Below are 13,692 nucleotides of genomic sequence, written 5' to 3' on the forward strand. Positions count from 1 at the left end.
ATTGGTACATACCATGAGAGGAAGGAACCGGAAGATTGCAGCTACTATAACAGGAGTGATACTGATAGTGGTATTACTCCGGAGCTGTGTTGCGACTTCCTATTTAATACCTTCCTCGGGAATGGAGAATTCACTGTATCGCGGCGAACGTATCTTAGTAAACAAATGGAGCTACGGGCTACGGCTTCCTTTTATGAGTTTATGGGGTTATCACCGTTGGACGGATAAGCCTGTGCGCAAGGACGACATTCTTGTATTCAACAATCCCGCCAACCTTTCACAAGCAGCAATCGATCAAAGAGAAATATTCATCAGCCGTTGTTTGGGAGTACCGGGAGATACTTTGTTGGTAGATTCGCTATTTTCCGTAATTCCTTCGGAAAAGAATGCCCCCGACCAGAAATATCTTTATATGTATCCCCGAAAAAAAGAAAAGCAGCTGGACTCCTTACTCACCATTCTTTCCATCCGCCCCAACACGTTGTTGGGGCAAGATACGGCAAAGAATGTACGCAGTTTCAGCCGATATGAATATTATTTATTGGAACAGGCCTTAGGAGCCAATAACTGGATAGAACCCGCCGATACAGAAGATTCCGTTGAAGCACTGAAACCGCTCATTATTCCCGGTAAAGGAAAAGCCGTACGCGTATATCCCTGGAATATGACACTGCTGCGAAACACACTGGTACTGCATGAACAGAAACGGGCGGAAATCAAAAACGATACATTATACATAGATGGAAAACCTGTACAGCATTGTTATTTTACGAAAGATTACTATTGGGTTAGCGCTAACAACTCCATAAATCTGTCAGACTCCCGCCTGTTCGGCCTTGTACCCAAAGACCATGTTATCGGTAAGGCAGCCCTTATATGGTTTTCCAAAGAACAGGAAACGGGGCTTTTCAATGGTTACCGTTGGGACAGAATGTGGAAAAGGGTGAGATGATTTTTTAATATTTAATTCTTAATTCTCAATTTAAATGACTGTCTATCTTTCTTCCGCCTATCTGGCTCCGGTTGAATACTACACCAAGTTGTTGGCATACGGCCAGGTGTATATCGAACAGCACGACCATTATACCAAACAAACGTATCGTAACCGCTGCACCATTGCCGCACCGGACGGAGCACTCGCCCTTTCCATCCCTACGGTCAAGCCCGACACTTTAAAATGCCCGATGCGCGATATCCGCATCTCCGACCATGGCAATTGGCGCCATTTACACTGGAATGCCATTGAATCAGCATACAACCATACCCCGTTCTTTGAATATTACAAAGATGACTTCCGCCCTTTTTATGAAAAGAGATATGAGTTTTTAGCCGATTTCAACGAAGAACTCTGCCATCTCATCTGTTCGCTGATAGATATACAGCCCGTCATGAAACGTACTTCAGAATATAAAACCGAGTTTGCTCCCGGCGAAACAGACTTCCGCGAGCGTATTCATCCTAAGAAAGACTTCCGCCTGGAAGACCCGGATTTCTCCCCGCAACCTTACTATCAGGTATTCCAAGAAAGACACGGTTTCCTGCCTAATCTGAGCATTATCGATTTGCTGTTCAATATGGGACCGGAAAGTTTATTGATACTACAACAAAGTAATCAATAAGTTACTATTTTGAGAACTTCTGCAAAAACTCTGCTAAATTTTCTCCTTCTGCCAAATTTAATTTTTTGCGCAAACGATAACGACTAATCTCCACACCACGCAAAGAAATATTCAATAGTGGAGCTATCTCTTTAGAAAGCAAATTCATCTTTATATAAGCACAAAGCATTTTATCTTTATGGTTCAATTCCGGATAAGCCGCTTCTAACCTTTGAAAGAAATTATGATGTACCGTATCAAAAGTACTTTGAAAGGCTTGCAAGTCATCATCGTGCTCAATATTCGTCTCTATTTGTCCCAACAGTCGAAGTGCCTTACGACGCAATGAAACAAGATTTTCTTCACTGATAGAATGCGAAATGCCCAACACTTCTTTTTTGATTTCTAATAGCATTTCATTTTTCCGTACAATATTTAATGTACTACGAATTAATTCCTCAGACTTATATCGTAATTCAGACTGTAATTTTTCTTCTTTTAAAGAATTAATTTTCTGATCTTTTAAATCGCTCTCTTTTTTAAACTCTTGTTTTTGTCGATAAAGTTCAAATTCTTTTTGCATAAGCAAACGTTTCCGTCCGGGCACAAGTCTATGATAAACATAAAACAACATTAGTATTATAAGACAAGCATACAATAAATAACTCCACCAAGTACGATACCAGGGCGGTAATATCTCAAAAGAAAAAGATGTTGTTACCGGTTCTTTCTGATCGATACTCGTACGAACATAAAATGTATACTTCCCTTCGGGCAAAGCTGCATATTCTTTAGTAGTACTTCCTCCGAATTGACTCCAAGGCTCAGAGAATGGTCCTTCCAATCTGCAAGAGTACAATAAAACAATAGATTTATCATAATTATTAGCACAATACTCTATACGAATAGAATTATGCTTATATGGAATCTTTAAATACTTATTATGGGGAAGATAATTATGCCCATATATTAAAGAATCTTCCACTCCTCGTAAATATACATATCTAATTTGTAAGTTCAACGGGTATTTTTTTATCCGTTCCTGTTTGAAATGTAATGAGGAAAATCCTTCTTCCATGCCAATTATTGCTTCATCTTCAGATATGACATTAATATCCTCAAAGTCTTCTATCAAACAATCTTTAAAATAAACTTCATTCCCATTACGATAGTATTGCTTTTGTCCGGAATCATATCGTAGTAACTTAAGTGCACCATCTACCGTATACCAAATATTCAGTAAGGAATCCTGCATAATATATGTATAGGCCGTCCTACCATCTAATTTATTCTCTAAAGAATCATATCTTTCTAAACAATCTCTTAGTTGATTATAACGAAAGAGCCCTTGACGAGATGCGATTACAATCTCGTGATTAATGGAATTTATACATACATTATCACCCGCAGGTAATTCTTCAAAGTTATAGCATTTTTCCCTTATAATAGAATCTCCATCTACAGACAAAAGAATACGATGTAACCCGCCTTCTTTATTGGCAGTCCACAAAGCATTGGTCAACGGCTCTATATATAGACTTTTAGAAGAATACATACGCCCTGACACTTTTTTGTCAACCTGCCAGCGAGTACCAACTTTCTTTAATATATAAAATCCAGTATAGGTAGCCACTAATAGCTTATCTTTCAGCCGTAACGATTTCACCCACCATCCTCCACGTATATTGGGTATAATATAAAATTCATTATCATCTAATACTCCTAAAGAGTTACTTCCCGCACAGAATAACTTGTCATCATAGACAGATAATGAATAAATTTGCCCTACCATTCCCTCAAGAGGCTTTATTTCTTGCTCTTTATTCAGTCCTAAAGGATAATCTGCAATAAAAACACCTTGATTCGTTCCTAAATAAAGCTTATTTTTATATAAACATGAAGTATACCCACTTCCTATTGGCGTACTATTTTGAAAAGCAGGTGAATGTAAATGAACACAATCGATGCCGTTGTCTAATCCCAACCAAAGATTTTCTTCTCTATCAAAAAACAAAGAAAGTATAGCTTTATTTTGCAAACCGTTATGCGTAGAAATATGTTCGGTACTCCCTGTATCCAAATTCAATAATAACAAACCATTCTGAACTGTTCCCAATGCTAATAAAGGCCCTTTCATCGTAGCGCAGCGAAGCCGGTTTTTTTTCAAGAATTCATCTGCGGTCGAACGAAACGGAACAAATGTACCATTCTCATAGAAAAACAATCCATGCTGATTACTCACTAATAAGAGTTTATTTTGATAAGGGAATATGCCAACAATCCTTTTAGACATATTATTTATATATGATGTAGAATTCGGTAACTGCAACAATGTATCACCATTTAAAACTGACAATCCATTTCCAGCTACATAGAGACGTTTATCTACCAAAGCAGAATAAATTATGTCACGACAAGCTATTTGATGAAGACGTTCTTTCTCTAGATAAAAAATAGCATGATCTGACTGAAAATATATTCTATTGCCAGCAATATGTATATTCCATATATTACCTATCATATGCTTATCAATACTGTCTGAAAGACAAACATAATCTAAACGCCCTAATTTATTCGGAACAAAATAACCAAATTGTTGAAGGCCGCCTACATAAATACGTCCATCCTCTCCAGCTTTTACAGTACGCATCTTTGCATTATGAATAGGGTAAACAGCCCAATTTACTCCATCAAACTCTAACAATCCTTTGTTGTTGGCAAAATACATCCAACCGGTTTTACTCTGCATTATCATCCAATTCTGAGAGGCTGCCTTATACGAATGACGGGCATAATTTGTAATCGTACGTTGCCAACTGGCTTTGGCCGGCAAGCACAATAGTAATAATATATAAAAAAACATCAATCTCCTCATAATATTAGATTAGTCTTACTTCTACAGAGCAAAAATAATAATAAAGAAAGAGCTTATCAATAAAATAAAGTAAAAACATATAACCTACTCAAAAATCGGGAAGTCAGACGTATTATTTATTTTATATAAATCACTATTTATCAATAATATATAAAACACAAAAGAAAGTATTGATGTAGTTAATAACACCTTAAGAGAAATTTTTGATGTAGTAGCTCATCACACATCTATCACTATAGAGTCCTATTTTTGTTCCATGCAAATGCAAAATTTATAATTAATTAAATCTATGTATCATGAGAAAAAAAATCTTCTCCCGGGAAGTTATACAGCTACTGTCTCTATGCTGTATGTTTTTCCTTTTTAGTGCAGAAACCTTTGCTCAAAACAGCATTAGTATCAAAGGCAAGGTTATAGATGCAACAACTAATGAAAGTCTCATTGGTGTTTCTATCCAAGAGAAAGGAACTACTAATGGCGCCATCACTGATATGGATGGCAATTATTCATTGCGAGTAGCCAATGAATCTACTATTATCTTCTCTTATATTGGATACCAAACAGTAGAATTACCATCATCCGCTGCACAAGGGATCATTAAATTAAAAGAAGATAGTGAAACTTTGCAGGAAGTTGTTGTTGTAGGTTATGGTGTACAAAAGAAAGTCAATTTGTCTGGTTCTGTATCGGCCATTGACGGTGATCAGATTGCAGCCAAACCTTCTTCTGATGTTATGTCGGCCTTGCAAGGTGAAATGCCAGGAGTCGCTATCCTGCGTAATAGCGGTCAACCCGGTAGTGAATCATCCGGTATGCGTATCCGTGGTTTTTCTTCCGCCAATTCCACGTCGACATTAGTGTTAATTGATGGTGTAGAAGGAGATATGACTTTATTAAATCCTAATGATATTGAGTCCATTTCCGTTCTAAAGGATGCCGCTTCTTGCGCTATATATGGTGCCCGCGCAGCGGCTGGCGTTGTATTAATCACAACAAAAACAGGAGAAGAAGGAAAACCAAGAATCAGCTATAACGGCTATTTCGCTTTCAACACTCCTGGAAACATGCCAGAGCGTTTGCCTGCTTGGGAAGAACAATATTTCATTGACCAAAGTCGTATTGCCGCCAGTGGCGCGCCTGAATGGACTGCAGAAAAAGCATCATGGGTTGGAAATCCAAACTTCAATTACCGTCCACTGTCTAATGGACGTTGGGACTATTTTGATGCTTACAACTGGTTAGATGAAGGAACTAAAGATTTTACTACACAACAGAGCCATGCAGTATCTGTAAGCGGTGGTAGCAAAAATATCAAGTATATGTTATCAGCCAATTTTTTCACCAAAAATGGTTTACTAAAATATGGACCGGACAGCAGTGACCGCTATAATTTACATGCCAAAATAGATACACGCATTAACAAATACATAGATTTAGGTATTAATGTACAATACCAATCTAGAACAATAGAATCACCAGCTACCGGCGCCGATGATATATTTAAAATGTTATATGGTAATCGCGGACGTCAACCGGTCTATGTTCCCACTAACTATATCGATGTAATGGATGAAAGCGGTAGCATTTATAATGGAGATTTACACAAGAATCCAATTGACATTATGCAACATGGTGGCGGTAAAGATACGAAATATGAAGCGTTCATCGGTAAAGCTAATTTGACCATAAAAGATTTTATCAAAGGACTACGCATTAATCTAAGCGCATCTCGTAAGGCCGGCTATAGTTCAGAAGCTACGGTTAAACGTACACTTTTGTGGTACGATAGAGTGCATGTCAAAGAACAACAAAAATACGAAACTAACAATTCTCTGAATAAGAAAAAAAGTTCTAACTATCATGATGTATTGGAAGCGACTGTAAACTATACTTTCGATTTGCAAGGCATACATAACTTCAACATCTTAGCAGGTACATCTTATGAAAATTATCGTAATGATGAAATGTCCGCAACAGCCAAAAACATGAATTCCAATGACTTTTTCTCTTTTAATGCTTATGATACTTCCATAGCGACTAATTCAGAACTGAGTGATAAAATAGAACCTTGGTCTATGATGTCTTATTTTGGACGAGTAAACTATAATTTTAAAGAGCGTTACCTCTTAGAGGCCAATGTCCGCTATGATGGCAGTTCACGATTGGATCCCAGTAAGCGTTGGAGAGCATTCCCCTCTGTTTCGGCAGCTTGGCGTATGAATGAAGAATCATGGTTTAATTTAGACTTTATCAGTAATTTGAAAGTGCGTGCATCATGGGGACAGCTTGGCAACGGCGCTGTTTTAGGATTATACGACTATATGCCAATGTTAAAAGATGAAAGCTACATTGCCGAAAAAGCCTATTATCAAGAAAATCTTGCCGCAAAAGATAAAACTTGGGAAGTCATTGAAACAACGAACTTAGGTATTGATTTCGGTTTATTCAACAATCGTTTAAGCGGAAGTTTCGAATACTATTGGAAATACAACAATGACATGCTTTCTTCACTTCAATTACCCAGTCAAATTGGCATCGGTGTGCCCAAAATGAACGTAGGAAAATTGAAAACCTGGGGATGGGATTTCAACATCAGCTGGAAAGATAAAATTAAAGATATAAACTATCAAGTTTCATTCAATATCTCTGATAGCCAAAACAAATTGGTACAATATGACGGTGCAAGTACTATTAAAGCCGGTACTGTAGACCTGTTAGAAGGTTATGAGATGAATTCTTTATGGGGTTATGTCACTGATGGATACTGGACAAGCCGTGAAGAGTATCTACAATATAAAAAAGACCACCCTGGCTATAAATCATTCAATGATGGTAAGATTGCAGGCGGTGATGTCAAATATGTAGCACAAGGCAAGGCAGACCATGAAATCGGTGTAGGTGGCGCCACTCCAGAAGACCCGGGAGACTTGGTTTATTTAGGTAATACCAACGGGCGTTATCTATACGGACTAAATTTGGCGGCTCAATGGAAAGGATTTGATATTTCCGTAATGTTCCAAGGAGTAGGCAAACGTTCCGTTTTGTTAGAAGGTTCTGCCATATGTCCACTTTACAACACCGCTGACATGCCTTGGACAATTCATCGTGACTACTGGACTGAAGATAATCCAAACGCATACTGGCCACGCATATATAACAACAAAGGTAATGATTTCAACTATAAAGCCTCAGATAAATGGATCCAAAGCGGCGCTTATATCCGTTTAAAAAACATAACATTAGGATATACGATACCTGTATTCAAGAAATATATTAACCGGTTAAGGGTGTATGTAACAGGAGAAGATATATGGGAGCATAGCAATCTGCTTTCCATTTACGACCCGGAAGTAGGTAATACACCCGGAAGGGATGTCTATCCTTTCTTCCGTACCTGGACTGTCGGCTTAAATGTATCATTCTAAAACACAACAAATTATAGACATTAACATGAAAAAGATATTTATACTATTAGCAGGAATATTCTTGATGACAGGTTGTACACTGGATCGAGAACCGGAAACTGATTTAGCCGATTCCAATTTTTGGAAATCAGAAACTGATTTACGAGGCGCCTGTAATAAACTCTATATTGATTTACCCGGTTTTTCACACGATCAACGTTCGGAAGAATTAGAGGGAAAGAGCCAAAATGGGGTCTCTAGTGGAAATCGTAGCGTACCAGGAACAGCCAGTGATTGGAGTGATCCATACGAAAAGATTGCTGTTTGTAATAATATTATCGCAAAAGGTAAAAATGTACCTGTTGAGCAAACCATAAAAGACCGTTGGTTAGCAGAAGCATTTTTCTTTCGTGCCTACCACTATTTTGACTTAGTAAAGAAATACGGTGACGTACCTCTGATTTTAAAAGCCTTCGATACAACCAGCGATCCGGATATTAAACGCGGACGTGATCCACGTGAGACCGTAATACAACAATGTTATGAAGATTTAGACTTTGCACTCCAACATTTGCCGGAAATTGATGATATTCCTGAAGGTGACTGGGGACGTGTTTCGCAATCGGCAGCATTGGGCATGATTGTGCGTATCGGATTATATGAAGGTACCCACAAAAAATATCATCAAACTCCCGGTGGAGATTATAAAGCGCATTTACAGAAAGCAATCGATGCAGCCGAAGAAATGATTTATATCAGAAAAGACCATGAACTTTATCAAAACGGATTTGAAAAATTATTTTTGCACGATGGAGAAGGCCGTCAGAATAAAGAAAACATATTTGTAAAAGTATACGGCCCATTAGGAACTATCAACCACAATAACTCCCGTGAATTGGAAAGTACGGTTTCCATGACACGCAACATGTTGGATAATTTTCTTTATACAGATGGACTTCCACGGGAAAAATCACAAGTAAGACCTCTTACCGATATTAGTATTGATGATATCTTTATTAACCGCGACCCACGTCTTGCTATGACCATCTACCATGTAAATGAGAAAGCCTATAAAGGCCCCTATAAACCCTTTGAAACAAATAGCCAGAACCATCCTTTTGGCTATGCAATCAAAAAAGGGTTCATACTTGAAGAAGACCAAAGCAATAGCGGAAGCAATGATAAAATGATTATCCGGTATGCGGAAATCCTCATCTCCTATGCAGAAGCTCTTTACGAACGAGATGGAAGCATTAGTAATCCCAAATTAGACGACACTGTAAACTTACTCAGACAACGTGTAGGGTTTAATGTAGATCTGACCAATGAGTTTGTATTAGCACATCAATTAAACATGCTAGATGAGATTCGGCGGGAAAGAATGGTAGAGTTTATCGATGAAAATTTACACTACGATGATATTATTCGTTGGAAAACAGCAGAAAAAGTGCTTCCCGTAACCATCCTAGGTCTTGTATATAAACCAGGTGAAAGTACTAAAACCGAGGCCGAAATGGTAGGGAAAATAACAGAAGCCAACGGTATGTTTAAAGGCGAAAAGGTATATGATCAAAGTAATATCTACGTTCTGGAAGAAGCTGAGTCCAGAAGTTTTGATCCCGAACGTGATTACCTGTATCCCATTCCAAGTGAAGAGATAGCCTTATCCGGAAATAATATTAAACAAAATCCCAAGTGGGGCAATGCAAAAAATGACTAACTAAAAACGTTATCAGAATTATGAAAAAGATAATAACTTTATTCGTTTATACTGTTATTTGCAGTTTATTTATAAGTTGTGACGAAGAATGGAGCAATAATAATCCGGCAATGGAACATATTTACTATTACGGTTTGGGGAATGTACAATTTCCTGGTGGAAATGAACTTCAATACAATGTAAACCAGGGAGAGACAGTAGCTATTCCGACTTATTTTTTCAGTGCCTATTCGCGTTCTTATAGCCCGGTAGTAGCTTATTATACCTCACCTATTCCACAAGACGAAGGTAATACCATTCCTCAGTTAGTATGTGGAACCGATTACCAGGTAGTAGATAAAGATGGTAATGTGTTGTCTCCGGATAATAATGGCGGATACAGCATGACTTGGCCTAATGCCATAAAAGGTAGCCAGAATGTCTATATCAAAGCTTTAAATGGAACAAAAGGGGCTATTCGCGTGCTCACTTATGATCCTAATAAAACAATTGACGCAACCGATGTTAGCTCTACGACTATTACCAAAACAAATGAATATGAAGTACGTGCATTTAGTGAAAACTACTATGTAACGGTCTATATAAAATAGTTTTGTAGGCCTTTTTTAAGATATAAAGATTGTACTTAGGGTTAGAGAGGCGGAAATTTATGATTCATCCTGATTTCCGTCTCTCTTTTTTAACCGAACAAATTAGATAACTTCTAGATGATTCTGCCCGACTGTTAGAACATACTTTTTAATGCACAAAATCATAGAAACGTACTAACTTTAAAACAAAAACAGCATGAGATTAAAAATAGAGCTATGGATAGTCGTTTTATTACTGTTGACTATCAAATTACAAGCACAATCCATTTGGAATACAGCACATCTTGAGAATGTAAAACAATCGTTACAAAATCCATTCTATGCAAGTGCTTATCAAGAATTAAAGTCTGAAGCTGATAAGTTATTGAACGTGCAACCTCTCTCCGTCATGATGAAAGAGAAAACGCCAGGAAGCGGAAACAAGCATGATTACATGAGCCAGGCACGTTATTATTGGCCCGATCCCTCTAAACCGGACGGCCTGCCATATATTAGCCGTGACGGAGTATCCAATCCCGAACTCGATAAATTGGATCGTAATCGTTTGGGAAGCACAGCCAGCCGTATCACGACCCTTTCATTGGCATGGTATTTTAGTGAAGATGAAAAATACGCGCAAAAAGCAACGGAACTGATCCGTGTATGGTTCTTCAACAAAGATACATACATGAATCCCAATTTGGAATACGCCCAAATGATACCCGGCCGTAATAACAACAAAGGACGCTGTTACGGTGTCATAGACACTTACTCTTTTGTAGAAATGCTGGATGCGGTAAAACTGCTGGAGCAATCCAAATCATTTACCTCAAAAGATGCTAAACGATTAAAAGTATGGTTTGGTAAATTGCTCCACTGGATACTAAACAGTCCGCAGGGACAAGAAGAAGCCAACCAAGCCAACAATCATAGTACAGCGCACGATGCTCAAGCTATCGCTTTCGCTCTATATTCGGGAAATATAAAAATAGCTACAGAAATTATCAATGCGATACCTGCAAGACGGATTTTTACTCAAATAGAACCAGATGGCCGGCAACCGCAAGAGTTGCGACGTACTCTTGCCTTTGGATATTCTCAATACAACCTGACACACTTAATTGATATCTTCCTCATGGCACGGAAAATCAATATTCATATTGATAACGCTACCTCGGCAGATGGTCGTAATTTTTATAAAGCCATGGACTTCCTTGTACAATATGTAGGTAAAGACGTTAAAGAATGGCCTTACCAGCAAATCAGCGAATGGGATTACAAACAGCAGGAATTCTGTAAAGACCTATATCGCTGTGCCGTTTATTTGAACCCGGAACGTCAAGATTATCTTCAGTTATATAATGCCAACCGCATCATTGATTGGAAAGATCGTTTCAACCTGCTTTACATGCAGCCTGACGAAGTGGATAATGCATATGCTTTCGCTTGTAAACAGCTCCACTTTGCTATAGAGTGCGCAAACAAAGCTAAAAAAGAGCAAGAGAATCAATGTAAAAAACGTGTAACACCACGTAGTATCAATAAAGACGGTTCGTTACGTATGATACATCCGCATGACTGGTGCTCAGGATTCTTTCCCGGCTCTTTATGGCAAATATATGCCTACACCCACGATGATTACTGGCGTCAGCAAGCCATCAGCTTCACCTGGCCTATAGAAGAATCCAAATGGCATAAGGGTACACACGATCTTGGTTTCATGATAAACAACAGCTTCGGAAAAGCTTGGGAACTGACCGGAGAACGTTCTTATAAAGACGTAGTGCTACAAAGCGCCAAAACACTAATTACACGTTATAATTCAAAGGTAAAATGTATCCGTTCTTGGGATCATAACCGTGACAAATGGCAGTATCCTGTTATTATTGATAACTTAATGAATCTTGAGATGCTTTTCCAGGCAACACAAGAAACAGGAGACTCCATTTACCATCAGATAGCAGTAAATCATGCCAATACCACTATGAAGAATCATTTCCGCCCGGACTATTCTTCCTATCATGTAGTAGATTATGATTCTAAGACAGGTGCAGTCCGCGCCCGGCAAACTGCACAAGGTTTCTCTGACGACTCTTTCTGGAGCCGCGGACAAGGCTGGGGATTATATGGATATACCATGTGTTATCGCTTTACCAAAAACTCAGATTACCTGAAACAAGCACAACATATCGCAGACTTTTTCTTCGGACTTCCTAACCTACCAGAAGACCTGATTCCATATTGGGATATGAAAACTCCTGATATACCCAACACACCAAGAGATGTATCGGCAGCAGCCATTATGGCATCCGCCTTATATGAGCTTTCCACCTACGTATCCGCAAATGACAGCCGGCGATATAAAAAGCTTGCAAACAAAATAGTAGACAGCCTCAATAAAGATTACCAAGCTCAATCAGAAACGGCCTATGGATTCCTATTACTTCATTCTACCGGACATTATCCGGGAGGAGATGAAATCGATGTACCACTCTCCTATGCTGACTACTACTATTTGGAAGCACTGGCCAGAAAAAGAATGCTTGATACAAATCATATAAATTCTGATACACTTCCAATAGTAAAAGAATAATTAATTCCATATCTTTGCAACACAAACCAAAAGAAATGCGCATCCATATAATTAACTAAATACATAAATCATGAAAAACTTATTCGACATCAAAGACAAGGTAATCGTCCTGACAGGCGGTTGCGGTATTCTGGGAAGAAACATCGCGAACTATCTGGCCGAGCAAGGAGCCAAAATCGTAGTTCTGGACCGTGTGGAAGAAGCGGGCAGGGAACTGGAAGCCGAACTTAACCAAAAGTCCGAAGCGCTGTTCCTCGTAACCGACGTACTGAACAAGGAAGTGCTGGAAGAAAACAAGAAAGCCATACTCGAACGTTTCGGCACCATCGACGTGCTGCTGAACGCCGCAGGCGGCAATATGCCGGGCGCCACCATCGCTCCGGACAAGACCGTGCTCGACCTGGATGTGGACGCATTCCGCAAAGTCGTAGACCTGAACCTCTTCGGTACGGTACTCCCCACCATGGTGTTCGTAGACGTCATGGCAAAGAACAAGAAGGGCGCCATCGTTAACTTCTGCTCCGAATCCGCTCTCCGTCCGCTGACGCGCGTGGTAGGTTACGGCTCCGCCAAGGCAGCCATCGGCAACTATACCCGCTATATGGCAACCGAGCTGGCAACCAAGTTCAGCCCTGAGCTCCGCGTGAACGCCATCGTTCCGGGATTCCTGCTTACCAACCAGAACCGTGCGCTCCTCACCAATCCCGACGGTTCGTATACAGACCGCGCAAAGACCATCATCGCGCACACACCGTGCGGACGCTTCGCGGAACCGGAAGAACTCTTCGGAACCATTCACTACCTCATCAGTGACGCTTCCAGCTTCGTGACCGGAGCGCTCTCGGTAGTGGACGGCGGTTTCGACGCCTTCTCAATCTGATAAAATCCGTCCCGCAAGACGATGCCTTTTGTCTTGCGGGATGAAATATTTCA

The 13,692-nt window shown here is 39.4% G+C and carries 8 protein-coding genes; 7 read left to right on the forward strand and 1 reads right to left on the reverse strand.

The window, feature by feature from the left end:
- The first annotated feature begins 13 nt into the window (after positions 1-13).
- Positions 14-952 (forward strand): signal peptidase I, encoded by a 939-nt coding sequence (gene lepB, locus I2F54_RS07965; protein ID WP_087426146.1) that lies wholly within the window; start codon positions 14-16, stop codon positions 950-952.
- Between the two features lie 34 nt (positions 953-986).
- Complete coding sequence (locus I2F54_RS07970; protein WP_195500922.1) at positions 987-1,619, forward strand: WbqC family protein; 633 nt, start codon at positions 987-989, stop codon at positions 1,617-1,619.
- A gap of 4 nt (positions 1,620-1,623) precedes the next feature.
- Here the strand turns inward: I2F54_RS07970 and I2F54_RS07975 are convergent, their stop codons facing one another.
- Positions 1,624-4,473 (reverse strand): ligand-binding sensor domain-containing protein, encoded by a 2,850-nt coding sequence (locus tag I2F54_RS07975; RefSeq protein WP_229097153.1) that lies wholly within the window; start codon positions 4,471-4,473, stop codon positions 1,624-1,626.
- 296 nt (positions 4,474-4,769) lie between these two features.
- Here I2F54_RS07975 and I2F54_RS07980 point away from each other — a divergent pair, with 296 nt between their 5' ends.
- From I2F54_RS07980 to I2F54_RS08000, 5 genes are all read left to right on the forward strand, one after another.
- Entirely contained in the window at positions 4,770-7,898 is a 3,129-nt protein-coding gene (locus I2F54_RS07980) for a SusC/RagA family TonB-linked outer membrane protein (RefSeq protein WP_118045469.1), read from the forward strand.
- Between the two features lie 25 nt (positions 7,899-7,923).
- Positions 7,924-9,597 carry a RagB/SusD family nutrient uptake outer membrane protein gene (locus I2F54_RS07985; RefSeq protein WP_118045472.1) on the forward strand — a complete coding sequence of 558 codons (1,674 nt, stop codon included), beginning with the start codon at positions 7,924-7,926 and terminating at the stop codon, positions 9,595-9,597.
- 20 nt (positions 9,598-9,617) lie between these two features.
- Entirely contained in the window at positions 9,618-10,187 is a 570-nt protein-coding gene (locus I2F54_RS07990; protein ID WP_009120220.1) for a hypothetical protein, read from the forward strand.
- Positions 10,188-10,383: 196 nt separating this feature from the next.
- Positions 10,384-12,759, forward strand: coding sequence for an alginate lyase family protein (locus I2F54_RS07995; protein WP_195500923.1), 2,376 nt, complete (start codon positions 10,384-10,386; stop codon positions 12,757-12,759).
- Between the two features lie 70 nt (positions 12,760-12,829).
- Positions 12,830-13,639 (forward strand): SDR family oxidoreductase, encoded by an 810-nt coding sequence (locus tag I2F54_RS08000; protein WP_118467575.1) that lies wholly within the window; start codon positions 12,830-12,832, stop codon positions 13,637-13,639.
- Positions 13,640-13,692: the final 53 nt, after the last annotated feature.

This window comes from Bacteroides clarus (genome assembly GCF_015555825.1).
GTDB classification, from domain to species: Bacteria; Bacteroidota; Bacteroidia; order Bacteroidales; family Bacteroidaceae; genus Bacteroides; species Bacteroides clarus.

Bases quoted from the DNA above. Each gene is read 5' to 3' on its own strand.
- lepB (WP_087426146.1), top strand. From the start codon at position 14: ATGAGAGGAAGGAACCGGAAGATTGCAGCTACTATAACAGGAGTGATA.
- I2F54_RS07970 (WP_195500922.1), top strand. From the start codon at position 987: ATGACTGTCTATCTTTCTTCCGCCTATCTGGCTCCGGTTGAATACTAC.
- I2F54_RS07975 (WP_229097153.1), bottom strand. From the start codon at position 4,473: ATGAGGAGATTGATGTTTTTTTATATATTATTACTATTGTGCTTGCCG.
- I2F54_RS07980 (WP_118045469.1), top strand. From the start codon at position 4,770: ATGAGAAAAAAAATCTTCTCCCGGGAAGTTATACAGCTACTGTCTCTA.
- I2F54_RS07985 (WP_118045472.1), top strand. From the start codon at position 7,924: ATGAAAAAGATATTTATACTATTAGCAGGAATATTCTTGATGACAGGT.
- I2F54_RS07990 (WP_009120220.1), top strand. From the start codon at position 9,618: ATGAAAAAGATAATAACTTTATTCGTTTATACTGTTATTTGCAGTTTA.
- I2F54_RS07995 (WP_195500923.1), top strand. From the start codon at position 10,384: ATGAGATTAAAAATAGAGCTATGGATAGTCGTTTTATTACTGTTGACT.
- I2F54_RS08000 (WP_118467575.1), top strand. From the start codon at position 12,830: ATGAAAAACTTATTCGACATCAAAGACAAGGTAATCGTCCTGACAGGC.